Genomic DNA, 24,993 nt, shown 5'->3' on the forward strand with positions numbered 1-24,993 from the left:
CCGGTGGATACCAACGTGCCGTTGGCCGTGGACAAGGAGGCAGGGCTCGTCCCCGGCCGAACTCGTGCACGGCGGGTGGCGCTCGTCGTGTGCACGTTGGCGTGGTCGTTTGCGTGGACATCCCCGGGTCTCTTCGGGACTTGGGTCTACGATGACAACCTCATGCTGGACAACCCGGTCTATGACGGCTGGGATGACATTCCTGCTGTCGTGGCCCGTACCGCGCTCGACTACCTGATTCCGGAAGATTCCTCCGACCGGGTGCCGCGTGGCTCCGAGACCTATCGGCCGGTGACCATGTTCGTGCTCGTATCGACGCACGTCATCGCGCAGTCCGCGCTGCTGCACCATCTCGTCGGTTGGGCGCTTCACGTGGTCCTTGCGGGACTCCTCCTGGTTGTGCTCCGGCACACCCTGCGCCGGGAGGGGGAGCCGGCTGTCGTGGTGCCATGGTGCCTGGCGGCCGTCTTTCTGCTCCACCCGATTGGAGTCGAGGCCTACGTCTGGATCAATGGGCGGTCGGATGTGATGGCAGGACTCTTTGTGGCGCTCGCTGCGCTGGTGTCGCTGGAGGCGACCTCCGTGCTGCCTCGCGCGCCCCTGTTGCGCAGGTCCGGAGCCCTGTACCTTGCGGCGTTCCTCACCAGCGCCCTCGCCATGGGGTCCAAGGAGACTGCCCTCGGTGCGCTCGTGGGCGTGTGGGCTGCGGCGCTCATCTATGCGTGGCAGCACCCGAGCCCGATGCGCGACAGCCGTGTGCTCATCGGGGCCACGGTGGCTGCGGGCATTGGCGTGGTGGCCTACCTGCTGACCTGGTACCTGGTTCAGAGGGGAGGCTTCGCGGATCCTGGGGAAGGCGGCCCGATCCTGCTCGAGCCAGACACGCGGGCCTTCGCACCCAAGCTCCTCGCCATCGGAGCGGGCACGCTGCTCTCGTTGGAGGCTTCTCCGATGCAGTCCTACGCGTGGCTGGAGTTCCGCCCGCTCGCCCCCGTCGAGTGGTTGGGTGCGGCGCTGGGAGCTGCCTTCCTCGCGTCTCTCGTCATGCGGCGTGATGGCCGTGGCCTCGCCCTGGTGACGGGCGCGATCCTCACGCTCTTGCCCACGGTCGTGTTGATTCGCTCCCTCTGGCTCGGTCGCGATCGCTACCTATACGTACCGCTGCTGCTCCTGCTGCTGGCGGCTGCGCCCGGGGTGTCGAGGGCGGTCCGTGCGCGTAGCGAGCGCCTCCGCTGGCTCCCCGCCCTGGTGTGGGGTGTGGTCGTGCTCGGCGCGTCTGCCAGCACCGCGGTGGCGAGCGGGTACTACCAGAATCAGCTCACGTGGATGACCAGCGGTCTGCGCCCAGACACCGGCGACCCAACACGCTATGCCTTTGCGGCAGGGGAGATGGTGGAGAACGACAGCCCCGCCGCCGCTGCGGCGTTCTTAGCGGAGATGCCGCCGCCGCCCTGGCCGCTGCCAGTCTGCATGCAGGTCCTGCACCTCACTCGCCGGATGGGCAACGAGGCGCTCCATGATCAGGTGCTTCTGGAGGCCGAGCGCGCCTACCCTGACAGCCCCCAGCCGCGCCTACATCGCCTCCATCGTCGGCTTCGCGGTGGCGACGTGGACCGCGCTCTCGGGATGGTCCCCGCGCTCGGCGACACCGAATACTGCCCCGAGGTGGCCGACATCTTGCGGCACGCAGGCCAGGCAGAGGCGCTGACTGCCCAGCATCGGCGCGAGATCCAGGCCAGCCGCGACCGGCTCCCGTGTGTCACTCCGTCCGATTCACCACGCGCAGCAACGGCGCTTCCGTGAGCGACCCATCCGCCCCCATCAGGAACTCTCGCGTGAATCGCGACAGGCTCCCGTCGCCATCGAGGTCCGCCTCGGCGACGACGCGCACCATCAGCTCACGTGCTGGCGGGCGTACGCCGCAGCGCGCGACCGAGGACTGCACGGTGTAGCGGAACCGCCCCGGCAAGGGAGGCTGAAACCCGAGGGCGCGCCAGGTTGCAGCGCCGGGCGTCGCGTCATCGGCGAAGTCCACTTCGGTGGGAAACTCGCCGACCTCGGCTGGGGTTGGGCCCGCGCTCGCGGGCAAGCAGCGTGTCCGGGAGCTGCCGCGAACGGAGTGCGACTCTTCGTAGTAGGCCCGTACTGCGCGAGCCAGCTGCGCCAGTTCCCTATCGACCTCGTTGAACTTGCTGAGCTCGAGGCGCGCGAAGAACGCGGGCAGGAACATCGCCGCCGCCGTGGCGATGACGCTGATCACGAGGCTGACCTCTACCACCGTCCATCCGTTGGGCCGTTGACGCACGCGCGCACGGTAGCCCAAGCGTCCGCGGCCGCCAGCGCGCGCGTGGTTTTTGCGGGTCAGGGCGCCTCCGCGTGCGGCCGCTCGTGCTGGGCGTCCTCGAGCGGCAGGCGACGCTCGCCGAACACCAGGAACTCATCGGCGCTCAGGTAGGGGAAAGCCAGCTGTCGCGCCTCCGCGAGGCGCCGATGCTCTGCCTGGATCTCGAAGCGGCGTGTGCTTGCCGACAGGTCGCTGAGCCTCGCCATGATCTGCACTCTCAAGGCAGGATCGTCCGTCAGCGTCAGCGCACGTTCCAAGTTTCGGACCGCCACCTCGGTCCGCCCGAGTCGCACGCTGGCGCTGGCGCTGTTGAGCGAGAGCCAGGCAGGACCCGCTCCGAGGTGTACAGCGCGAGCCAGTAGGCGCTCGGAGTCCGCTTCGAGGCTTCCCCGGGTCGGGTCGTCGGCGGGTATGTACGGCAGGAGCTCATAGGTGACCGTCGCCGCGGCGTCCCATGCAAGAGCCCCGTTGTCTGGCATTCGGTCCGAGCCCTGCACCAGCAGCCGGGTTCCCGTCCGCCTCATCTCGAGCGGCGTCTCCACGGTGAGATAGAACGGCACGGTGCCCGCCCACCGGTAGATCTCCACGAAGTCGGGGTCGAGTGCGATCAGGGCTTCGCCGTAGCGCATTGCGTACTCTGCCGCCGAGTGATTGGTCAGGTGCTCGGTGTAGTAGAGGAGCGCCTTCATCCAGAGGATATCGGCGATCGCTTCGCGGTACTGGAGCGTCAGCAGCTCGAGCATGCGCGTGTCTGCCGGGAGGTAGTAGACGTCCTCGGGCGCCAGGGACGCCGTGAGGGCAGTCGTGAGCAGCGGGCGCTGGTAGCCCACCACGAAGAAGCTGGCGGCCAGTAGGGCGGCGATGGCAGGGCGGAACATGCGGATGGGCGCGAGGTTAGCGTTAAATCAAGACGGCCACCCAGAGGCGGCCGTCCGTGAGCAGAAAGTCGAGGACTACTCGAGCTCGGTGCCCTGCACGTAGAAGATCGGCGCGTGGCCGTACCCGGTGTCGGTGTGGACACCGCAAGCCATCTCGAAGCGGGAGGACACGGCGTCGCCGTCGAGGTTACCAATGGCCAAGAAGGTCTGAACAGCCAGGACGGTGCCGGTGGCAGCGCGCAGGTTGCACTGCGTGGCCGCACCCGCCGCGGGGCTGTCGTCGATCTCGTAGCGGTAGTACATCAGGTCGTTGGCGCCCCAGTCGAGCGCCGCGAACGACGCGTCCGAACCGGTGTACTGGTGCTTGTTGGCGTCCGGCGCGATGCCGGTGTTGGCGTCGACGACGACACACTGGCTCATCATGGTGACGTTGACGGTGTATCCCTGCGTCGTGATCTCGTTGGCGTAGTAGGCCGACGCACCGGTGTAGAGCGCCTTGATCTGGATACCGGTCTCACCGGTCTTCGAGCGCTTCACGAAGCGGATGAACGCCGGGATGGCGGTGGCGGCGAGGATACCGATGATGACCACGACGATCATCAGCTCGATGAGGGTGAAGCCCCCGTTCTTCTTCTTCAACAGTCTGGTCATGCTGGTCATGTTCGTCCTTTCGCTCGGCGCGCTGTGCGCTGAGTCTGAATTTCTGAAGGGGACTGAGCAAGACGTGTGCCACCGCGCTTCTTCTGGGGGTTCCGGCAGTTTGGCGGGGTGCGGTGACGCAAACTGTCACTTTCGGCGCACGGCCCTGACCAATCTCGGCGGCTCACTCGAAGCCAGCGGGGGCGCTCACGTAGAGCGTCGCGCGCTGAGCCAGGGCTTCCACGAAGTACGTGGTCCCATCCATATCCATGTCGCCGTGGGCCTGGACCACATACCACCAGTCGTTCCACCCATTGGGATACTGCGTTGCCGGCGCTGCCCCATAGCCCGAGATCACGCGATAGCGAAAGCGGACCAAGCTGTCTGGCGTTAGCCCCAACGCGCGGAGCTCCGCGGGTGCGGTCGGGTTGTTCCAAGCTACGGCGCCGTCCTCGGGGTCTTGCGTGGGGTAAAGCGTGCCGAACGTGGTCGGCCCGGTGTATTGGCCGTACTCGGACAGGTAGGCCTCCTCCTGCATGCGGATGTGGTGGATCATGGCCGGCGCCTCGGCCGACCGTGCGCGGTAGACCTGCCGCTGGAACGAGGGAATGGCGGTTGCCGCCAGGACACCCACGATGACCACGACGATCATCAGCTCGACGAGGGTGAACCCCTGAACACTTGAGACATCGCGGCGCTTCATGAACGGACCTCCAGAACGGGATGAACGTATCATGCAATCATCCGGCCAGCCTGTTTCTTGATGTGCGACCGGCTGGCCGACACCCGGGTCACTCGTCGCGCGGCTCTTCGCTCGCGTCGTCGGCCGCGCTGGCGGGGTCGTGCTTGGCCAGGCGGTAGCGGAACTGGCGGAAGCTCATGCCCAGCAGGGCCGCGGCCTTGGTGCGGTTGCCGCCCGTGCGCTCGAGCGCCTGGCGCAGCAGCCCCAGCTCCAGCTCCGCCAGGTGCCGCTCGAGATCCAGGCCCTCGTCGGGCAGCACCCCGGCAGCCGGCTGCGGCCCAGACCCACGCTGCGGCACGAAGTCGGCCGGTGTAATCTCCGGCCCCTCGGAGAGCGTGACCGCGCGCTCGATGACGTTCTCGAGCTGGCGCACGTTGCCCGGAAAGGGCTGCGCCGCCAGCCAACGCAGCGCGTCCGCCGACAGACGCAGGTCACGCCGCTGGAGCAGGGCGTGCTTGCGCAGCAGGTGCCGGGCCAGCGGGGGGATGTCGTCAGGCCGGTCACGCAGGGGCGGCAGCTCGATGCGAATGACGTTGAGCCGGTAGTAGAGGTCTTCGCGGAAGCCGCCACGCCGCACCTCTTCGTCCAGATCGCGGTTGGTGGCGGCCACGATGCGCACCTCCACGGGCACTTCGCTTCCGCTCCCCACCGGGCGCACCTTGCGCTCCTGGAGCACGCGCAAGAGCTTCACCTGCAGCGCCAGGGGCAGCTCGCCGATCTCGTCCAGGAACAGCGTGCCCGTGTCGGCCTCTTGGAACAGGCCCTTCTTGCGCCCGGCCGCGCCCGTGAAGGCCCCCTTTTCGTGGCCGAACAGCTCGCTCTCCATGAGCGCCTCGGGCAGCGCGCCGCAGTTCACCACCACGAAGGGCGCCTTGCCGCGCTGGCCTGTGAAGTGGAGCGCGCGGGCCACCACCTCTTTGCCGGTGCCGCTCTCGCCCGTGATCAGCACGCTGCTGGGGGCATCGGCCACGCGCTCCACCAGCCTGCGCACGCGCTGCATGGCGTCGCTGCTGCCGATGATGCCGTCCGCGTCGCCCTCGCGCTCGGCCCGCAGCGCGCGGTTCTCGTCCACCAGGGCGCGCTTCTCGAGCGCCTTCTCGAGGGTGGCCAGCAGCTCGGCGTTGCGGAACGGCTTCTGAATGTAGTCGTAGGCGCCCTTACGCATGGCGTCCACGGCCTGCTCGGTGGTGGCATACGCGGTGATCATGATCACCTGCGTGTGCGGGTCCCGCTCGCGCGCCGCGGCCAGCACGTCCATGCCGCTGCCGTCGGGCATCGTGAGATCCGTGACCACGGCGTCGTACGGGGCCTCGGTGGCAATGCGCTCCCGCGCCGCGCGCGCCCCCGACGACGACTGGCAGGTGTAGCCCGCCCGGTGCAGCAGCACCCCCAGCATCTCGCGGACGCTGGGCTCATCGTCGACGATCAGGACGCGGGCCATGGCGGCCTCAGGCGAACCCGGCTCGTCGCTTGGCGTCGCCCTTGGGCGGCTTGGCGGCGACCGCGTGGATGGACGTGTACTCCACGAACGTGACCGTCTCGGACTCGTTGCCGGCCAGCTCCACGAACTCGTCGTGCAGCACGCCGCGCTGCAGGTCCGAGATCTCCATCGCCTGACCCGGCCGGCCGAGGTAGAACGTCACTCGATGACCCTCTCCCACCTCGAACTCGGAGGCGTTCTTCGCGCGCGTGACGCCGCTCGCGCGGTCCAGGATGTTTTCGAGGGTGCTGCGATTCATGACGGCGATGGTTCTTCTGCAAGGGCCACGCGTCAAGCGCTCTCGCGCACGGCCGATGGCTCGAGCCCGGAGCCACTCCAATGACGGCACCGAACGAAGCGGGAACCGTCGACACCGCTCGCCCTTTGCCTGGTGTGCAGGTCGTTCGCAGCGGCCAGGTGGAGCGCTGGGTCATCGATCGCGAGGACGCGCGGAACGCGTTCGACCGCGGCACCATGGAGTCTCTCGGGGCGCTGGCGGCGGCGGCGGAGGCAGACCCCGACGTGCGCGCAGTGGTGCTCACCGGGGCCGGCGACAAGGCGTTCTGCGCAGGGGCCGACCTGAAAGAGCGCAAGGGTCTCACGCGTCCCGAGACGCGCGCGCTCTTGGACCTCTACCGAGAGACCGCGGGCCGCATCGACCGGCTGAGCAAGCCCGTCATCGCGGCCATCAACGGGGTGGCGCTGGGCGGCGGGCTCGAGCTGGCGCTGGCGTGCGATCTGCGCGTCATGAGCGCCCATGCCGTGATCGGGCTCACCGAGGTGTCGCTCGGCATCATCCCGGGCGCGGGGGGCACGCAGCGGCTCACGCGCATCGTGGGCGCTGCCAAGGCCAAGGAGCTGGTGCTGTTCGCGCAACGGCTCACGGCCGACGAGGCACAACGGCTGGGCGTGGTGCACCGCGTGGCCGGCCCCGAGGGGGCGCTCACGCTGGCGCTCCAGATGGCCCAGCAGCTGGCTGGGTCGGCGCCCATCGCGCTCGCGGCGGCGCTCGAGGCCATCGACGGGGCGCTGGACGGCTCGCTCGAGGCAGGCCTGGATCTCGAGCGCGCCTGCTACGAGCGGGCGCTGGTTTCGGAAGACCGTGACGAGGCGCTGCGCGCCTTCGCGGAGAAGCGCGTGCCGCGCTTTCAGGGGCGTTAGTGCACGTGCTGCGGGGCGCATGCGCGGCACGAGGGGTGGCGCTCTCGGCGCTGCTGCTCGTGGTCGCTTGTGCGCCGCGCAGGGCATCGGCGCAGGCCCTCCCCGATGGCTGGTACGAGGGAGACTCGAGCGCGCTCGAGCCCACGCCCACAGAGCCCCCAGCTGCCACCCTGCCGGGCCGCCTGGTGCTGCAGGCCGGAGTAGGGCTCAGCGTGCGCAGGGTGGCAGACACGAACTTTCGTCAGGAGCGTCTGGCTCCATTCTTCCTGGACGTGACCGCCACGTGGATCACCCGCAGCGACCGCCATGTACTGCGCTTCGGGCCCTCGCTCGAGGTCAGCACCAACCTGAGCGCCGACGGCCCGGCCGTGCGCGGCGTGCGGCCCTGGACGCAGTGGGTCATCGCTCCGGGCTTCACGGTGCGCCTGGTTCCGTCGCGCGCGCCCGTCCCGCGCGTCGTCATCGAGCTGCGCCCGTCGGTGCCCTGGGTGGTGGCGCCGCAGCGCACGTGGGGCCTCGCGGCCACGCTGGGCCTCGCCGTGATGGTGCGTGCGTCGCTCGGTGTCTATCTCGAGGGCACGGCCAGCATCGTGGCGGGTGGCGGGACGCGCGACGCCGTCTTCACGCGCCACACCCTGTTCTCCTTCGATGCGGGGGTGCGCTTGGATCTGGAGCGGCTGCCATGAGGCGCGCCGTCGCACGCACCCACGCGCCTCGGCCGTCGGGCTGGCTGTTCCTGCTGGCGCTGCTCCTGGTGGGGCCTGCGCCCGGCGAGGTGGGCAGCTGCGGCGGCGACCCGCTGGTAGCCGACGCCGATGACTTCTGCCGTGACCAGGAGGCCTGGCAGTGCCGGCGCGCCGAGGCGCGCGGCGAGCTCGAGGGCGACACGCTCACGGCCTGCTTCGAGGCCATCCCCAACTTCTGCGAGGGGGCGGGCTGGCCGCCCAGCTGCCTGCCGCGCCCCACCAACCTGCAGACCGACGCGTGCCTGGACGCGCTCTCGCTCGAGGAGAACGTGCGCGTCCCCATCGAGGAGCTCGCGGCGTGCGTGGACGTGTGCCCGGCACCGGCGGAGGTGAGCCCATGAGCACGTGGTGGCCGTCCCTTGGGATGGGGGTGTGTGTGCCGGTAGGGCTGCTGCTGTTCGGCGTGGTCGTGGTGGGGTGCACGCTGCGCGCCACGCACGGCGACTACGGCGCCTACCGCACGTATCGCCTGGCGGAAGACCCGCACGAGCGCTCCATCGCGGGCGCGGACTACCTCGTGGCCTACCCCGAGGGGGTGTACGCCAACGAGGTGCGCGCCGCGCTCGGTGCAGAGGAAGAGCGCTTCTACGCGGCTCGAGCCGGCAGCGCCCAGGGGCTGCGCGACTACCTGCGGGTCTATCCTGCTGGGGTCCACAGCCAGCGTGCGCGCGCCGAGCTGCTGGCGCTCGGGCAGCGCGAGGCCGAAGACGCCACCGAGGCGGAGCGCGCCCGGGAAGCCCAAGAAGCGGCGGCGGCCGATGCCCTGCGCGCGCACCGCGGGTTCACGCGCGAACAGCTCACGCTGTTCTTGGGTGTGCTGCTGCGCGTGGACAGTTGGGGCCAGCCCATGGCGCAGGTGGTGCAACGCCACCCCGAGCTCGACCGCGCCTTTGCCAGCCTGCCGCGCCCGCTCTGTGATGCCGCGCGCTGCGTGAAGACGCTGCACGTGTCGTTCGCGCTGCCCACGCAGGGGGGCGCCGTGGCTCAGCGCGTCAGCGAGCTGCGCGTGGTGCTGCGCCTCGAGGACGAGCGCCTGCTGGGCGCGGAGATCTGGCTCTCCGGGTTCGGCTTCTCGCGCTGGTCGGAGCTCGAGAACCGCAGCCCGGTGGATGACGCCGACCCGGAGCAGCGGCGCGCGGCCATCGCGTGGGCTCTCCAGCAGGTGGCGCCGCTCTTGGAGGCGGGCCTGGGTGACTCGTTCGAGGCGGCCGAGCGTCCGGCGCTGCCGTCCAGCGAGCCGAGCACCCCGCTGGTCCTGCTGGACGCCGGGGCGCTGAGCGTGGACGTGGTGGTGGCCGGCGAAGGCAGCGCTGGCCTCGATGGGCTGGTCATCGGCCCACGAGCACCAACCCCGTGACCGGACAGTCGTGGTACACCTCGCCGCGTGCCGCCCGACAATGACGTTCGCAACGAGGTGTGGCGCTCCGAGGTGCTGGTCAGCGACGCCATCGGCCGGCTGATCGAGTTCTGGGGCTTCAAGCGCAACATGGGGCGCATCTGGGCGGTGCTGTACCTGAGCGACCGGGCGCTCAGCGCGCAAGAAATTCAAGATCGCCTCCAGCTGTCCGCCGGCGCCGTGTCCATGACGCTCAAGAGCCTGGGCCAGTGGCGCGTGGTGAAGCGCGTCTGGGTGCAGGGCGAGCGCCGCGACTACTTCGAGGCCGAGGGCAACTTCTGGCGCATGATCTCGCGCGTGTTCGAGGAGCGCGAGCGCCGCGAGATCCTGGACGCCATCGACGTCATGGAGGAAGCCCTCGAGCACCTGCGCGTGCGGCTCGAGCATTGCGAGGGCGAGGAGCGCGTGCGGGCCGAGGTGCAGGTGGCGCGCATCGAGCAGCTGCTGGACCTGGCGCGCCTCGGGCAGTCGCTGCTGGAGCGGCTGCTGAAGAGCGCGCAGGTGGACGCCAGCCCTCTCCTGCGGGTGCTGCTGGGTGCAGCCTCGCGCAGCGAGCATGACTGAGGGCCCCGTGAGCCGGCGCGGGCGTGTGCTCGAGATCGTGCTTGTGAGCCTGCTGCCCAGCCTGCTCACGCTCGGGCGCTTCCGGAACGGCTTCGTGTTCGACGACGTCTTCGTCATCGTGCGTGGCGAGTTCATCCACACGCCGGCGCGCTTCATGGAGGCGTTCACCCGGCACACCATGGTGGCTTCCAGCCAGGACGGGGCCGTGGGGCAGCCGGCGCTCGACACGTACCGTCCGATGCCTCTGGTGACGTTCTTCTGGGATGCGTGGCTGGCCGGGCGCGACACGTGGTCGTATCACCTCACCAACACGGTGCTGCATGCGCTGGTGTGTGTGGGCCTGCTCGAGCTGGTGCGCAGGCTCGCGCCGGGACTGCCCAGCCTCACGCGTGTGTCCCTGGTGTGTGTGTTCGCCCTGTCGCCGTGGCTCAGCGAGGCCCACGTGTGGATCAACGGTCGCTCCGACCCGCTCATGAGCTTGTTTCTCTTGCTCGCGCTCCACGCCGGGTTCGCGCGCCCATCTCGGGCATCGCGCGCCGTGGTGTTCGCGGGCTGTCTGCTCGCGCTGCTCTCGAAGGAGGTGGCCGTGCTCGCGCTGCCCTTCGTGGTGCTGGTCCCGTGGCTCCGGGCCGACTCTCCCCCTCCGCGCACCGCGCGCGCGTTCCTGTCCGAGGTGGCTGGCCCCGCCATGGCGCTGGGCGTCTACCTCGCGTTGCGCGTGAACGCCCTGCACGGCTTGAAGACGCACGAAGGCAGCGGCCAGCTCCTCACGGCGGCTCGTCACGCTCCGCTGCTGATGGTGGAGGGCGTCTACCGAACCTTGGTGCCCAGCGACTACGGGCTCCGCAGCCTGCGTGATGACTATGCGGGCCTCGGCGCGGAGTGGGTGGCCGGAGCGTGTCTGGTCTGCCTAGCCCTCGCCGCGCTGGCGTTTCGCACCCGTCGAAAAGCGCCGCTGCTGGGCGCTGGGCTCGCTTGGTATGCGCTCACCATTGCCCCCGTGAGCTTGATCAGCACCGCGCTCTGGCCGGGCTTCGGACGCTACCTCTACCTGCCGGCGCTCGGGCTCGTGCTCGCGTTGGCCGCGGGTCTCCAGCTGGTGGCCGAGACGCGCCCAGCGCTCCGCCGCATGGCGCTGGGGCTGCCCGTGATCCTTGCCGTCCTGAGCGCACCCTTGCTGGTCTTCGCCACCACGCTCTATCACGACGAAGCCACGCTCTACTCGGCCGCCCAGGAGCGCGCGCCCGAGCAGGCCTGGACCCACGGGTTCCTGGGCCTCAGCCTGCGGCGAGCGGGCGACTGCGAGCGAGCCATCCCGCTGCTGGAGCGCGCGGCGCAGCTGGACCCCGCAGACCCGCGCTACCTCACGCATCTCGGGCACTGCCTGGTGGAGACGCGGCGCCGGGAGGCGGCGCTGGCCGTTGCGCTACAGGGCGAGGCGCGCTTCGCAGGCACCCGGCAGGAGGCCGCGTTCCTGCTCATTCATGCGAGCTCGCTGCCCACTCCCGACACGGACGAGATGGAGCGGCTGTTGCGCCGCTGCATCGCGGTGTACCCAGGGCGCACCGACTGCGCCTTGGGCCTCGAGACCCTTCGTGCTCGCCGCACATCGGATCCACGGCAGCGCGGCGACACACCGTAGCGCCACCAGGTCGAACCCATCGATTCCCTTGCTCGCGACCAGTACCGGCGGGGTCGGGAACCGCTGGCCGCCCCACACGAAAAAGGCGCCCAAAGGGGCGCCGTGATTCTCACCGAGGGGGCGTCGGCTACTCCGCGTCGCCCGTGGCGCCCTCGACCGCATCGCCCGCTGCGCGACCGGTGGCCTCGGCCGCTTCGACGGCTTGTTCACCGGCGGCTTCGGCCGCGCCACCCAGGGCATCACCGAGGGCCTCACCAAGCGCGGCAGCGGCGGCCTCGGCCGGCGCGGGGAGGGCAGCAGCGCCTGCGTCCAAGGCGTCTGCCTCGGGGGCGGGCTCTTCGTCCGTGGCCACGCCCGCGTCCGCGGTGGTGGCGTCATCGCCGTCGGCCGAGCCGATGGTATCGGCCGCAGCGGCCGCCTGGGCCTCTTCCACGGCGCGGCGCAGCGACGCGTCGGGCGAGCTGCTCATGTACGCGAGCGTGGCCGACAAGATCATGAAGAGTGCGGCGCTCACGGCCGTGGCGCGCGTGAGGATGTTGCCCGCACCGGCGCCACCGAAGACCTGCTGAGCGCCGCCGCTACCGCCGCCGAGCGCCGTGCCCATGCCACCGCCTTTGCCCGACTGGAGGAGCACCACCAGGATCAGGAAGAGGCAAACGAGCACATAAACGATGGTCAGGAAGGTCTGCATGGGGTCGACTCGCAGCGGGTTCTAGCTGTGGGGGGAGCGAAGTAGCACGGGGCGCGCCTGCGCTCAAGAAGGGTAGGCAGCAGCGATGATGGGGACGAAGAGGTCGGCCGTGAGCGAGGCCCCGCCCACCAGGGCGCCGTCGATGTCGGGCTGGCCCAGCAGCTCGGCCGCGTTGCTGGCTTTCACGCTGCCTCCGTAGAGGATGCGCAGGCCCTCGGCCAGCGGCTCGCCGAAGCTGGCACGCACGTGGGCGCGAATGGCGGCGTGCACGGCCTGAGCATCTGCCGGGCTAGCGGTACGCCCAGTACCAATCGCCCAGACGGGCTCGTAGGCCACGATCAGGTCGGCGAGCGCCGCAGCGTCCAGCCCATCGAGGGCGCCGCCGAGCTGGCGCAGCACCACGGCTTCGGTTTCCCCGGCGTCACGCTCCGAGAGCGTCTCACCCACACACAGGATGGGCACCAGCCCGGCCGTTAGCAGCGCGCGCACCTTCAGGGCCACCGCGGCGTCGGTCTCGCCGAACAGCGTGCGCCGCTCGCTGTGACCCACGATGCAGTGGGACGCGCCGGCGTCCCGCAGGAGCGCCGGGCTGACCTCGCCCGTGAACGCACCCTGCGCTTCGTGGTAGCAGTTCTGCCCCGCCAGGAAGATGGCGCTGTCGGCCACGGCCTGGGCCACCGAGTAGAGCGCGGTGGCCACGGGGGCCACGCACACCTCCACCGCGGCGTTGGGGCCGGCTGCCCGGTCGAGCGTCTCCCAGGCCTCCACGATCTGCCCCGTGAGCTCGATGGCCGCGGCCACCGAGTGATGCAGCTTCCAGTTGCCCGCGATGAAGGGCGTGCGCTGCGAGCGCGGGCTCATGAGGCCAGCGCCTCCACGCCGGGGAGCCGGCGACCCTCCAGGAACTCGAGCGACGCGCCACCCCCCGTGGACACGTGCGTGTAGCGGTCGGCCAGGCCTGCCTGCTGCACGGCCGCCACGCTGTCGCCGCCGCCCACCACGGTGAAGCCACCGCTCGCGGCCATGGCCTGCGCCACGCCGAGGGTGCCTGCGGCGAAGGCCGGGTTCTCGAACAGGCCCATGGGGCCGTTCCAGAAGATGGAGCGCGCCTTGCCCAGGCGCTCTTCGAAGAGCTTCTCGGTCTCGGGGCCCACGTCGAGCGCCATGGCCCCTGCGGGCACAGCGTCCAGCGCCACCACCTCGGACGTGGTGTCCTCGAGGCTGTAGCCCACGCGCAGGTCCACGGGTAGCAGCAGCTCGATGCCCGCGTCCTCGGCGCGCTGCATGAGCGAGCGGGCCAGCGCCAGCTTGTCGGACTCCACCAGGCTCTTGCCCATGGCGAACCCGCGCGCGGCCAGGAATGTGTTGGCCATGGCGCCGCCGATGAACATCGCGTTCACCTTGGTCATGAGCGCCTCGATGACCTTGATCTTGTCGGTGACCTTGGCGCCGCCCAGCACGGCGATGTAGGGCGCGGCCGGGTCCGAGCGCAGCGCGCCCAGGGCCTTGAGCTCTTTCTCCATGAGCTTCCCGGCGCAGCGCACCTCGGCCATGCGGGGCAGGGCGCTCACGGAGGCGTGCGCACGGTGGGCGGCGCCGAACGCGTCGTTCACGTAGACGTCGCAGAACTTCAGCAGCTCGCGCGCGAACGCCTCGTCGTTCTTCTCTTCGCCGGGGTGGAAGCGCAGGTTCTCGAGCAGCACCACCTGACCGTCGCGCAGATCGTGCACCACCTTGCGAGCGCCATCACCGATGCAGTCGTCGGTGAGCACCACCTCGCCGACGCCCAGCAGCTCGGCCAGGCGCAGGGCGGCGGGCTCGAGGGAGTACTTGGGGTCCGGCGCGCCCTTGGGGCGTCCCAGATGGGAGGCCAAGATGGCCCGGCCGCCACGCTCCAGCACGGACTCGATGGTGGGCAGCGCCGCACGAATGCGTGTGTCGTCGGTCACCCGACCATCGGCGTCCAAGGGCACGTTGAAGTCCACGCGCACGAACACGCGCCGGCCGTCGAGCTCCACGTCATCGATGTTGCGTACGGACATGCGTGCCTCTCAGTTCGCCGTCCCGGACACGGTCCGGACGAGGTCAATCATGCGGGTGCTGAAGCCCCACTCGTTGTCGTACCAGGCGGTCACCTGCACCTGGTCGCCCCCTGCGACGGTGGTGAGCTCCACGTCCAACGTGGCCGAGTACGGGTTGCCGATGAAGTCGCTGGACACCAGCGGCCTCGGCTCGATGGACAGGATGCGCCCGAGCGGGCCGGCGACAGCGGCGTCGAACGCCGCGTTGACCTCTTCCACCGTGGTGGCGCGGCTCACGTGGGCCGTCAGGATCGTGAGCGATACATTGGGCGTGGGGACGCGCACCGCGGAGCCCACCAGCTTGCCCGCCAGCTTGGGCAGCACCAGGCCGATGGCCGAGGCCGCGCCGGTGCTGGTGGGGATGATGTTCTCGGCTGCCGCGCGCGCCCGGCGGTAGTCCTTCTTGTGCGGCAGGTCCAGGATGCGCTGGTCGTTGGTGTACGAGTGCACCGTGACGACGTGCCCCTTCAGGATGCCGAACGCGTCGTCCACGACCTTGGCCATGGGCGCGAGGCAGTTGGTGGTGCACGACGCGTTGGAGATGATGGTGTGCAGCTTGGCGTCGTACGCATCATCGTTGATGCCCACGCAGAAGGTGCCATCGGCCCCCTTGCACGGCGCGGACACGATGACCTTCTTGGCGCCCGCCTCGAGGTGCTTGGCGGCCAACTCACGCGTGTTGAAGATGCCCGTGCACTCGAGCACCACGTCCACGCCCAGGTCTTTCCACGGGAGCTGCGCCGGGTCGCGCAGCGAGAACGTGGGGATGGCCTGCCCGTCCACGATGATGGCCTTGTCGCTGGACGTGACCTTGTGCCCATAGGTGCGGTGGACCGTGTCGAACTGCAGCAAGTGCGCGAGGGACGGCGGGTCTGTGAGGTCGTTGATGGCAGCGAGCTGCACATCCCCCGTGTTGCCGTCGTCGAGGAGCATGCGCGCCACCGCGCGCCCGATGCGGCCGAAGCCGTTGATACCGATCTTGATGGGCATGGTGTTCTCGTCCGGAGCCCACGGGGCACCGGGGCCCGGAGCCTAGTACAGAAGGAGCCCGCGGGCTGGCCAATTCCACAGGCCGGTCACCCAGCGGAAACACGAAAGCCGCCTGCGCGTGAGCGGGGCGGCAAGGAAGCGATGCGGAACGGGTGGGCGCCGGAGGGCGCCGTCAGCGGTCAGGCGTCTGGCGTGTGGCTGTCGCGGATCTCGCTGGTGACCAGCTCGAGCATGGCGTTGGTGAAGCCGACGATCTCGGCCCGGGAAGCGCCGCTCTGCTTCAGCTGCTTGTACACGGACTTGGCTAGGATCTTGACGCTGCGCTCGTCGGCGCTGGCAGGTTGGGTGTGAGGCATGGTGTCTGAGCTCATGGTGAGAGGTTCCCCCGGTGCGCGCCTCGTGGGCGCTGCGGCAGGGTCCTAAGCAGGGGCTGTGCCACGTTTCCAAGAGCTGCACAGTGACCCCTGGCGCACATGTGATTTCAATGATTTACGGGCTAAAGCACCGTGAAACCTTGGAACCGAAGGCGTGGTTGCGTAGCGCCCTATGCAGCGATCGCCGATAGGTGCATAGCGCTCTACGCACTCTGCCGCGCAGCGGAGGCTACGGCAGCGCCAGGCTGTCTCGTTGAGCGGGGGCAGGCGCTGCCCCGGTGGTGGGAGGGGTGGGCGCGGGCGTGGCGCCCTCTGCGGGAGGGTTCGCTAGGCGCTCGGCCTCGTCGCGTGCGGCCGCCTCGTCGATCAGCAGCCGCTCCACGTACTGCCGCATGACGCGCACGGCGTCGCCGAACGCGGCCTCGGCCCACATGCTGCGCGCCATGAAGTAGCGCACCTCGGGGCGCTCGCTGACCCAGCGCGGGTGGGTGCCCGTGAGCTCCTCCAGTAGGGTGACCACCTCGTCGTAGCGCGGCCGGATGGCCCCCGTCTTGTAGAGCAGGTACGCGTAGAGCAGCTTCATGGACGGACCGCTGTGCTGCCGGACGGGGGCCGGGATGTCCTCCATGGCGTTCAGGGCAGCGCCGTAGTCACCCGCGTCCACCGCGTCCCGCACCGCGATGAACCCTTCGGTCAGCACCCGGGCTTGGCGGGGCGAGAGCTCGGGGCCGGCGCTCGGGGGCGTCACGTGGATCGCCGGCTCGCCCTCGGGCCCCAGCAGGCGACGCATGACCTCGATGGCCACCAGCGACTCGGGCGCACGCCCCGCCTCCACGCTGGCTTCGGCCAGGGACGACGCTTCGCCGCGACGGCCCGCGGAGAGTAGGGCCATGGACAGCTCGGCCAGGTTGGCGGCGGCCTCGTTGCCTTCGCCGAGCCCTTGAACGCGCCCGACCACGTTGCCGTATGGCCACGTCGGCGCGTAGAGGTGGTCTGGCAGATAGCGCTCGTAGCGTTGGTATCCAATGAGATCCCGCGGGGCGGCGAACTCGATGAGCATGTTGTCGTCCGTGTTGGTGGACACGGGCTCGCGGCGGCATAGGGGCAGGGCACACGGCCGCGCGTTGTCCGAGTCGTGATGCGCCACCCAGCTCGCGCTCTCGGTGTCGCGCGTGTACTCGATCTGCGAGAACTGCATGACCTCTTCGCGGCTGGCCAAGAGCACTCGCGAGAACACGTCGTGCGGGCGGTACAGGGTGCCCGCGCGCAGGTCGGCCTGGGCGCCCTCGAACGCGAAGCCGCGCGTGACCCGCTCGAGGTCGAGCGGCAGCGGGCTGTCCGAACCCATGAGCACGGTGTCGGGCGAGAAGTCGTCGGCCGAGAGCGCCACCACGTGCCGGAACTGCGACGCGAAGGTGCGGTAGATGGCCTTGATGTTCTCGGGGCTCAGCTCGTAGAGCTGCACCCACTGGCAGTAGATGCCGCCCTCGCGCAGGCGCCGCTTGCTGATGCGGAAGTGCTCCTCGGTGAAGAGGTCGGCCACGCCCGTGATCCAGGGGTTGCTGGGCTCACTGATGATCACGTCGTACTCGCGCTCGGTCGCGGCAAGGTAGTTGCGCCCGTCGTCGTTGATGACCTCGAGGCGCTCCATGTCCACATACGGGAAGCTCTCGAGGGGGAAGTCGAGGTGGCTGTACTCCGCGAACCAGCGCGCCGCCTCGGGCACCGCGCGCTCCAGCTCGATCACGTCCACGCTGCGCACCGGGAAGTGCAGGGCGGTGCCCACGGTGACCCCGGAGCCGAAGCCGATGACGGCCACGTCCAGCCCCTCGGGCCCGTCCTGGTGCATGAGCAGCGGGTAGGCGGCGAGGTTGATCTGCGTGGGCATGTCCTCGCCGTTGCTGGCGTCCACCTTGCCGTTGTTCTTCATGGCGAGGTGCGTGCCCCAGTAGCGCTCCACCGTGACCGTGGTGCTCAGGCCGTCGTGGTAATAGAGCAGCTCCACGTGGGTGTTGGCGAGCTCGCGGCAGGCTGAGCGCGCCACAGAGGGCCGGAACACGCCCAGCGTCATGCGTCCCGGATCCCACGTGAGGTTCGGCACGAACCAGGGCGCGTTGGGCCGGAACAGCCCAAAGTACACCAGGGCGACCAGCGCCGGGATGATGGGCGCCAGCGCGTAGATGAGGATGCTCTCGATGACGGCGTGGCTGGCGCGGGCCTCGCTCACCGGGGCCGGCGGGGTGCCTTCCGGGTCATCGCCTTCGGGCTTGGCCGCAGTGGGCTCAGGGTCGGCCGCGGCCACCACCAGCAGCATCAGCGCCATGGCGAAGTTGAGGGCCATGCCGGCGAACAGGGCGGCCTGCATGCCGTAGCGCGGCATCAGGATGAAGCCCGGGATCCAGGCGCCCAAGATGGAGCCCAGCGTGTTGCTGGCGTAGACCCGGCCCACGTCGTCACCGATGGTGGCGCCGCTCACCGCGAACAGGCGCAGCGTGAGCGGGAACATGGCGCCCATGCCCAGCGTGGCGGGCAGCGTGCAGAGCGACGACGTCAGGAACGAGAAGAAGCGCACCGTGCCCACGTGGTTGGGCAGGTCTTCGATGCCGCCCACCAGCGCACCGAGCGCGCAGCTGACCTCGTCCTGGTAGACCATGTTGGCCAGCGTGGAGAGCGCGATGAGCAGCTGGATGACCGCCAGCTGCAGCACGGGCAGGTTGCGCAGGGTGAGCAGCGCCACCGTGAGCGCCACGACGCACACCACCACGGTGGCCACGATCTGCGGGTATTGACCGTACTCGAGGCCGCGATGAATGGACGCGCCCACGATGGCGAACAGCACCGGGACCAGCAGCGTGAGCAGCGCCACGCGGTCGAGCCGGCGCCCCTTGGCGCGCGCGTCCTCGTCGCGCTGGGCGCCCAGCATGGCGTACCAGCGCAGCACCACCACCGGGGCCGAGCCCAGCAGGGAGAGCAGCACCCAGGACAGGAGTCCGCCAGGGATGGTCCACGCGCCCAGGTTCACGCCGCCCACCAGCGCCTGGTCGAAGAGGGAGAAGGGCGTCACGGCATACATGACCAGCGCCACCGAGAGCGCCGACGTCACGTCGAGGCGCCGCGTGGCGCGCGAGATGAGCCCCGAAGCTGCCGCGCTGCCGCCGGCGATGCCCACCAGGAACGTGGTGAGGATGATGCCGAACCCGTAGACCGAAGAGCCGTTGGTCATGGCTAGCGCGCGCGACCAGACCACCTCGTAGCAGAGCGCCGCAGCGCCGCTGACGGCGAACGCCAGCACCGCCGCGCGGCGGGCGTAGCGCGGCACGCGGGCCAGGGCCTCGCGGTCCACGTCCTCCTCGCGCGAGGCCTCGATGCGCGGCGCTTGGTCCCAGCCCTGGCGCTGCGCGAGGAAGATGAGCCCCGCGAGGGCGAAGTTCATGCACGCGGCCGTGATGCCGGTGGCCCAGAGGCCGATGCTGGGCATCAGCCCGAACACGCTGAGCGCGGTGCCGGCCACGGCGCCCACGGTGTTCACGCTGTAGAGCGCACCCACCCACGAGGCCACCGCGCTCGGGTCCTGGTCCGAGCGCACGAAGTGGCGGGCCAAGAGCGGCAAGCTCGAGCCCATCAGCGTGGTGGGGATGAGAAGGAACGGGAACACGCAGAAGAAGCGCGCGAACATGAAGGCCGTGGACTCGGCACCCAGGCTCGCGCGCAAGGACGCGTTGACCACCGCGAGCCAGCCCTCGGGGTCGATGATGTAGGGCAGCACGAGGGCATAGGCGCCCACGCCGAGCTCCACCAGCGCGTACGCCCGCAGCGGGTTCTTGATCTTGTCGGCGTAGCGGCCCGCCACGAAGGCGCCGAGCCCGAGCCCCGCCATGAACGCGGTCACCACGGTGCTGATGGCGACGCTGGTCGCCCCGAAGACGTGGTGCGCCGAGCGGGACCAGATGCTCTGGAAGATCAGGCTGGAGGCGCCCGAGAGGAAGAAGGCAAAAATGGCGACTCTACGCACTGGGATCCTTAGGTGGGCGCGGAGTATACCGACGTGGGTAATCGCCGCACCCCGGGGGGCGGTGGCTGTGGTTGTCCTGGTTGGCTGGTTGCCCGAGGCCCGGGGTGGGCGGGGGGTCGCGGCGGGGGCGGTCGCGCAGGCGCTCCCTCTGGTTGACCTCCCCCATTTCGGCGCGTCCGAAGGACGCTTGAAATAGGGCCCCCCCAAGCCCCTTGCTGACCCCCCGCCCACCCCGGGCCCGCGCGACCGCCTCGCGGTGCGCGGCAGATCCCCCGGAGCGCTGCGCCCTCTTCGGCTCTTGGGCTGACCTGAGCAGGACCGAACGCTCCGAGCTCGGGTGAGCCCGACGAGTCCGAGTGGGTTCGTCGGAACCCGACTGAGCCCAAGGCTGGATCGGTCCCTCCCACTTCGTCGAGCCCACCCGAGCCAGCGCTCGTCCCGTCCTCTCCCGCTCAGCCGAGCCCAGGCGAGCCCACGCGCGGAGCCCCTAGTCGCGCGGAGGAGGCAACCGCATTCAGGCTGGCCCACCCGAGCCCATCTGCGCTCCAAACGTCACCGCAGGAGGCGGAGGGGAGCCCTGGGCAAAGGGGGTGGGGGGGGCCCCAATTCAAGCGTCCGAAGGACGCGCCGAATTGGGCGGAGGCACCCGAGGGAGCGCCAGCGCGACCGGCCCCGTGCCCAGGGCTCCCCTCCGCCTCCTCACGATCACGCCTCCCAAAGCGCAACGAGCGCGTAGTAGGATCTCGGTCCGATGCAGATCCCTGCCTTCCTTCGCGCCGACCCCCCGACGAGTATTGACCAGGGGCCTGATCCCAAGGCGCTGTCGGCGTTCTTGGAGGCGACGCGGGCGACCACGGAGTTCTTCTTCAAGCCGCGGGTGTTCGGCGTTTCGAACGTGCCGAAGGGTGGGGCGCTGGTGGTGGCGAACCACAACTCGGTGGGCGTGATGCCGGAGATTCACGTCATGGCGTACTCGTGGTTCCCGGTGCACGGGGCCGAGGCGCTGCCGCGCACGCTGGTGCATGGGACGAGCTTTCGTGTGGGGCCGGTGGCGCGGTTCTTCACGAAGCTGGGCGCTGTGCCGGCCGCGCCCGAGATGGCGTCGGAGCTGCTGCAGAGCGGGTACAAGGTGCTGGCGTTTCCGGGGGGCGAGACCGACTCCATGCGAAGCTTCCGCGACCGCAACCGGATCATCTTCGGTACGCGGCGCGGGTACATCCGGCTCGCGCTCAAGGAGAACGTGCCCATCGTGCCCGTGGTCACGGCAGGGGGGCACGAGACGCTCATCGTGCTCACCAGCGGGGAGCAAATCGCGCGCGTGACGGGGATCGACCGCGTGCTGGGCATGAAGCGCTGGCCCATCACGCTGTGCCTGCCATGGGGGATCACGTTTGGTCCGCCCATCCTGCACCTGCCCGTGCCCACGCGCGTGTACCAGCAGGTGCTCCCGCCCGTGCGCTTCGAGCGCAGCGGCCCCGAGGCGGCCGAGGACGCGGACTACGTGGAGGAGTGCCACCAGCACGTGCACGGCATGATGCAGGCGTGCCTGGACGAGCTGCTGCAGCGCCGCGCCCGCGAGGCTTGAGCGGTCGCGTCAGCGCTGGATGGGCACGCGCGCCAGGAACAGCTCGCCGGGGTGGCGGCTCTCGCCCTCCACCACGGGTAGGTGGTCGCTTCCGTCATCGGAGCGGAACGCCACGCTCACGTCGAGGAAGTCGCCCTCGTGGTTGCCCACCACGCGTAGGCTGAAGGTGTCAGCGATGATCTCGCCGGGGCGCCAGAGCGACGCGGGGTAGAGCCCGCCTACCGGCGTGTGGGTGTAGTTCACCACGCGCGCGCCGCTGCCCCGCCCCGCTTGCTCCAACCGGAAGTTGGGCGGGAGGGGTGTTAGCACCTGATAGTAGACCGTGAACTCGACGAAGCCGCCGAGGCGTGCGGGCGCACTGGGGTAGGCCACGCCCAGCACGCGGATGGCGTCTCCAAAACGACCCGTCACGGGCCGAGCGTGCGCGGGTAGATCCGTCACGCGCGCCTCGGCCACCAGGCGCTCGATACCTTCGGTGGCCTGGCTCATCAGGTTGGTGACCTGCACCCAGCGGCGGCTGCGCGCGCGAGCTTCCTCGGCCTCCCGCTGCCACGCCACCACCAGGTCGATGCGCTCCTCGGGATCCGTCTCTAGGTCGAAGACCTGATCGGGGTGCACGCCGTAGCGGTGGATGCGCTTGCGCGTGCCTTCCAGCTCCACGGCGCAGCGCAGCTCGTGGTAGCAGGCCGCATGCAGCCGCCGGTCCATGGGCATCTCCGCGAGCAGCGGCAGGCCCACGTACCTCCCGCCCTGCGGCGCGAAGCCCAGGTGGTCCAGCACGGTGGGCACGATGTCCAGCTGCGTCACCGGCCCGCGCACGCGCCCGGCCGGGCGCCCGTCCAGCAGCAGCATCGGCACGTGCAGCACCTCCTCGTAGGGCACCTCGTCGTGCGTGCGCAGGCCGTGCTCGCCGAAGGCCTCGCCGTGGTCGCCCACGATGACCACCAGCGTGCCTTCGAGCGCCCCGAGCTCGCGCAGGTCGCTGAGCACGTCATCCATGAAGTGGTCCTGGCGCCGCACCGCGTTGAGCCAGCGGTTGCGCGTGGCGTCCTGCGCGTCGTGCGTCTGTGTCCCGTAGCGCCGCACTTCGCGGTAGTCGTGGTGTGTGGCCCCCGTCAGCAGCGTGAGCACGAACGGGCGCCCGCTCGCGAGGCTCTGCTCCACGAACGCACGCGCGGGAGCGCGCAGGATGTCGTCCTCGTGCGCGAAGTAGTTGGCCTGTTGGAAGCCCTCGGTGGGCAGCGTGCCCGAGTGCTCGAAGCGCTCGAAGCCCAGCGCGGCCACCAGGTCGGCGCGGTGCTCGAACGACCCGCGCGCGCTCTGCATGAAGACGGTGGAGTAGCCCTGCTCGCGCAGGAGGTCGGGCAGGCAGCGCCCCGGCAGCCCGCCCGGCAGCGCCTCGGTGATGCGCACGCCGATGCGCGGAGGAAACCCACACAAGATGGCCACCAGCGCCTTGCTGGTGTGCGGGACCACGGCGTGGGCGCTCTCCACGAGCGTGCCCTCGCTGGCCCAGCGGGCGAGGGCGGGCGTGGTCCTCATCGCGGGGTTGTAGGGCGTGGTGGCGCGCGCACCGGTGGACTCCAACAAGAGGAACACCACGTTGCGCGCCGGGCCGTCGCCCTGCCGCAGCAAGCTCGAAGCGCCTCGCGGAGCTGCCCGTGCCTCCGACAAGAGCGCGGCGCTCACTGGGTCGTCGGGGGCCGCGGTCATGGCCAGGTTCACCGCGCAGGGGCGCATGAAGTCCGCGCCCACCCCAGCAGGCGCCGGCACCCATGCGCTGCTCACCAACGCCAGCGCGCCCACGACAGCCACGAAGAGAGGGCGCCACCGGCCAGACCCTGCTCCGCGGTGGGACCGCAGACGCAGCGCCCACCCTGGAAACACGAGCGTGGTGAGCAGCGCCAGCGCGTTCAGCAGCCACGTGCCCCAGGGGATCTCGCTCGATGCCACGCGGGCCCGCTCGCTGATCTCCACGAGGCCCAGCCGGAACATGGGGTAGTCGAGCGGGGTGCCCGTGGTCAGGAAGTACCGGTGGCTGGCCGTGCCCACGAAGAGCAGGAGCCCCAACACCAGCTGCCAGCCGAGCAGCCCCGCCCGCAGCCCTCGCTCCTTCGCGGGCCCCAGCACCCACGCGAGCCATGCCCACGCCAGCACGGCCAGACCCGCTGCAAAGAGCGCGTCGGGCAGCAGCAGGTGCAGCCCCCCGAGCACCCCCACGGCAGGCGTGAGCGTACCGATGCGCAGGGCCTTCTGGCCGACGAGCAGCAGACTCGGTCCGCTCACGAGCCCCGCCCAGGCCCGCCACGCATGCCTCCCAAAGCGCTGCCCAGCCGCGTGCCGCTCTGGAGTGGTTGGTGTCGCTTCGCTGCTTCCTCGCATCGCCCGAGTGACGCGATAGACCGAAGCGCGCGCGGGCTCAAGCATGAACGCAAACGCGAGCGGCCCCGAGACCGAGATCCCGGGGCCGCCAGCAGCGTCCAATCAGCGCAGGGTCAGACCACGCGCTCGAAGAGCCCGGCCGCGCCCATGCCGCCGCCGATGCACATGGTCACGATGGCGTAGCGGCCCTCGCGACGCTTCAGCTCGTTGAGCGCGGTGGCCGCCAGCTTGGCGCCGGTGCAGCCCAACGGGTGACCGAGGGCGATGGCGCCGCCGTTCACGTTCAGCTTGTCGTCCGGCAGCCCCAGCTGCTGCTTCACGTACAGCGCCTGGCTCGCGAACGCCTCGTTCACCTCGAAGACGTCGATGTCCGCGATGGTGAGGCCCGTCTTCTTGAGCAGCTTCTGCACCGCCGGGATGGGCCCGATGCCCATGATGGCCGGGTCCACCCCCGCCGTGGCGAAGGAGCGGAAGTAGGCCATGGGCTTGATGCCCAGCTCGTCGGCCTTTGCCTTGCTCATGACCAGCGACATGGCCGCTCCGTCCGAGAGCGGCGACGCGTTGCCCGCCGTCACCGAGCCGGTGGCCGAGAACACCGGGCGCAGACCCGCAAGGGCCTCCACCGTGGTGCCCGCGCGCGGCATTTCGTCCACGTTGAAGGGCACCAACGTGCGCTCTCCCTCGGGGCCGTAGGTCACACCGTTCACGGTCACGATCTCGTCGGCGAACTTGCCATCCGCAATCGCCTTGAGCGCGCGCTCGTGGCTGGCAGCCGCGAACTCGTCCTGCGCCTGACGGCTGATCCCGAAGCGCTGGGCCACGTTCTCAGCCGTGATCCCCATGGGCGTGTAGGCCGTGGGCATGCGGTCCATGAGCTCGCCCGAGGCGCTCGGCTTGAAGCCCGTCATGGGCACCATGGACATGCTCTCCATGCCGCCGGCGATGACGATGTCGTTGTAGCCCGCCGCGATCTGACCCGCCGCGAAGGCGATGCTCTGCAGACCGGACGAGCAGAAGCGGTTGATGGTGAGCCCGGACGACTCCTCGGGGAGACCCCCGAGCAGGCCGACCAGGCGCGCTACGTTCATTCCCTGCTCACCCTCGGGGAAAGCACAGCCCAGGATCAGGTCTTCGACCATCTCGGGCTTCACGGCGGGGTTGCGCGCCATGAGGCCCTTGATGACCTCACCCGCGAACTCGTCCGGGCGACGGTTGGCGAGGGTGCCCTTCTTGGAGCGACCCACCGCGGACCGCACCGCATCCACAATCACGATGTCATTCATGTT

General features: G+C 70.0%; 22 protein-coding genes. 8 read left to right on the forward strand and 14 right to left on the reverse strand.

The features are described 5' to 3' along the window. Positions 1 to 3: 3 nt before the first annotated feature. Entirely contained in the window at positions 4 to 1,803 is a 1,800-nt protein-coding gene (locus IPI43_24640; protein ID MBK7777274.1) for a hypothetical protein, read from the forward strand. Here the strand turns inward: IPI43_24640 and IPI43_24645 are convergent. The 6 genes from IPI43_24645 to IPI43_24670 form a co-directional block, all read right to left on the reverse strand. Continuing rightward, the gene (locus IPI43_24645) at positions 1,760 to 2,305 is read right to left on the reverse strand and encodes a type II secretion system protein (GenBank protein MBK7777275.1); all 546 of its coding nucleotides are present in this window, start codon (positions 2,303 to 2,305) and stop codon (positions 1,760 to 1,762) included. The two genes, IPI43_24640 and IPI43_24645, sit on opposite strands and share 44 nt — an antisense overlap. A 56-nt stretch (positions 2,306 to 2,361) precedes the next feature. Beyond that, positions 2,362 to 3,222: a hypothetical protein gene (locus IPI43_24650; GenBank protein MBK7777276.1), complete on the reverse strand. Its 861-nt coding sequence runs from the start codon at positions 3,220 to 3,222 to the stop codon at positions 2,362 to 2,364. Between the two features lie 75 nt (positions 3,223 to 3,297). Then, on the reverse strand, positions 3,298 to 3,882 hold the full coding sequence (locus IPI43_24655; GenBank protein ID MBK7777277.1) for a prepilin-type N-terminal cleavage/methylation domain-containing protein: 585 nt from the start codon (positions 3,880 to 3,882) through the stop codon (positions 3,298 to 3,300). A 163-nt stretch (positions 3,883 to 4,045) separates the two neighbouring features. Beyond that, positions 4,046 to 4,564, reverse strand: a complete 519-nt coding sequence (locus IPI43_24660; GenBank protein MBK7777278.1) for a prepilin-type N-terminal cleavage/methylation domain-containing protein — start codon at positions 4,562 to 4,564, stop codon at positions 4,046 to 4,048. A gap of 88 nt (positions 4,565 to 4,652) precedes the next feature. Continuing rightward, positions 4,653 to 6,044: a sigma-54-dependent Fis family transcriptional regulator gene (locus IPI43_24665; GenBank protein MBK7777279.1), complete on the reverse strand. Its 1,392-nt coding sequence runs from the start codon at positions 6,042 to 6,044 to the stop codon at positions 4,653 to 4,655. Positions 6,045 to 6,051: 7 nt separating this feature from the next. Next, positions 6,052 to 6,342 (reverse strand): hypothetical protein, encoded by a 291-nt coding sequence (locus IPI43_24670; GenBank protein ID MBK7777280.1) that lies wholly within the window; start codon positions 6,340 to 6,342, stop codon positions 6,052 to 6,054. 80 nt (positions 6,343 to 6,422) lie between these two features. On the opposite strand from IPI43_24670, the gene IPI43_24675 reads away from it, so the two are divergent. The 6 genes from IPI43_24675 to IPI43_24700 are packed head-to-tail and all read left to right on the forward strand — an operon-like array spanning position 6,423 to position 11,592. Further along, a complete protein-coding gene (locus IPI43_24675; GenBank protein ID MBK7777281.1) occupies positions 6,423 to 7,244 on the forward strand; it encodes an enoyl-CoA hydratase/isomerase family protein in 822 nt (273 codons plus the stop codon). A 5-nt stretch (positions 7,245 to 7,249) separates the two neighbouring features. Further along, positions 7,250 to 7,930, forward strand: a complete 681-nt coding sequence (locus tag IPI43_24680; protein ID MBK7777282.1) for a hypothetical protein — start codon at positions 7,250 to 7,252, stop codon at positions 7,928 to 7,930. Then, a complete protein-coding gene (locus IPI43_24685; protein ID MBK7777283.1) occupies positions 7,927 to 8,331 on the forward strand; it encodes a hypothetical protein in 405 nt (134 codons plus the stop codon). Before IPI43_24680 ends, IPI43_24685 begins: the two co-directional genes overlap by 4 nt. After that, positions 8,328 to 9,347 carry a hypothetical protein gene (locus tag IPI43_24690; protein MBK7777284.1) on the forward strand — a complete coding sequence of 340 codons (1,020 nt, stop codon included), beginning with the start codon at positions 8,328 to 8,330 and terminating at the stop codon, positions 9,345 to 9,347. The genes IPI43_24685 and IPI43_24690 overlap by 4 nt, the downstream gene beginning before the upstream one ends. Before the next feature lie 27 nt (positions 9,348 to 9,374). After that, complete coding sequence (locus IPI43_24695) at positions 9,375 to 9,950, forward strand: ArsR family transcriptional regulator (GenBank protein ID MBK7777285.1); 576 nt, start codon at positions 9,375 to 9,377, stop codon at positions 9,948 to 9,950. Beyond that, positions 9,943 to 11,592, forward strand: a complete 1,650-nt coding sequence (locus IPI43_24700) for a hypothetical protein (GenBank protein MBK7777286.1) — start codon at positions 9,943 to 9,945, stop codon at positions 11,590 to 11,592. Before IPI43_24695 ends, IPI43_24700 begins: the two co-directional genes overlap by 8 nt. A 127-nt stretch (positions 11,593 to 11,719) precedes the next feature. Here the strand turns inward: IPI43_24700 and secG are convergent, their stop codons facing one another. From secG to IPI43_24730, 6 genes are all read right to left on the reverse strand, one after another. Next, complete coding sequence (secG, locus tag IPI43_24705; GenBank protein MBK7777287.1) at positions 11,720 to 12,283, reverse strand: preprotein translocase subunit SecG; 564 nt, start codon at positions 12,281 to 12,283, stop codon at positions 11,720 to 11,722. 63 nt (positions 12,284 to 12,346) lie between these two features. Continuing rightward, complete coding sequence (locus tag IPI43_24710; GenBank protein MBK7777288.1) at positions 12,347 to 13,144, reverse strand: triose-phosphate isomerase; 798 nt, start codon at positions 13,142 to 13,144, stop codon at positions 12,347 to 12,349. Further along, positions 13,141 to 14,325, reverse strand: coding sequence for a phosphoglycerate kinase (locus tag IPI43_24715; protein MBK7777289.1), 1,185 nt, complete (start codon positions 14,323 to 14,325; stop codon positions 13,141 to 13,143). Before IPI43_24715 ends, IPI43_24710 begins: the two co-directional genes overlap by 4 nt. Positions 14,326 to 14,334: 9 nt before the next feature. Further along, positions 14,335 to 15,354, reverse strand: a complete 1,020-nt coding sequence (gene gap / locus IPI43_24720; GenBank protein MBK7777290.1) for a type I glyceraldehyde-3-phosphate dehydrogenase — start codon at positions 15,352 to 15,354, stop codon at positions 14,335 to 14,337. A 179-nt stretch (positions 15,355 to 15,533) separates the two neighbouring features. Beyond that, positions 15,534 to 15,710, reverse strand: a complete 177-nt coding sequence (locus tag IPI43_24725) for a hypothetical protein (GenBank protein ID MBK7777291.1) — start codon at positions 15,708 to 15,710, stop codon at positions 15,534 to 15,536. A gap of 247 nt (positions 15,711 to 15,957) precedes the next feature. Further along, positions 15,958 to 19,740: a hypothetical protein gene (locus IPI43_24730; protein MBK7777292.1), complete on the reverse strand. Its 3,783-nt coding sequence runs from the start codon at positions 19,738 to 19,740 to the stop codon at positions 15,958 to 15,960. 751 nt (positions 19,741 to 20,491) lie between these two features. On the opposite strand from IPI43_24730, the gene IPI43_24735 reads away from it, so the two are divergent. Further along, entirely contained in the window at positions 20,492 to 21,325 is an 834-nt protein-coding gene (locus IPI43_24735) for a 1-acyl-sn-glycerol-3-phosphate acyltransferase (protein ID MBK7777293.1), read from the forward strand. Between the two features lie 9 nt (positions 21,326 to 21,334). Here IPI43_24735 and IPI43_24740 read toward each other — a convergent pair whose 3' ends face one another. Beyond that, positions 21,335 to 23,611 carry a sulfatase-like hydrolase/transferase gene (locus IPI43_24740; GenBank protein MBK7777294.1) on the reverse strand — a complete coding sequence of 759 codons (2,277 nt, stop codon included), beginning with the start codon at positions 23,609 to 23,611 and terminating at the stop codon, positions 21,335 to 21,337. A gap of 209 nt (positions 23,612 to 23,820) precedes the next feature. Continuing rightward, positions 23,821 to 24,990 (reverse strand): thiolase family protein, encoded by a 1,170-nt coding sequence (locus IPI43_24745; GenBank protein ID MBK7777295.1) that lies wholly within the window; start codon positions 24,988 to 24,990, stop codon positions 23,821 to 23,823. Positions 24,991 to 24,993: the final 3 nt, after the last annotated feature.

The organism is Sandaracinaceae bacterium, assembly GCA_016706685.1.
Taxonomy (GTDB): domain Bacteria; phylum Myxococcota_A; class Polyangia; order Polyangiales; family Houyiibacteriaceae; genus JADJJE01.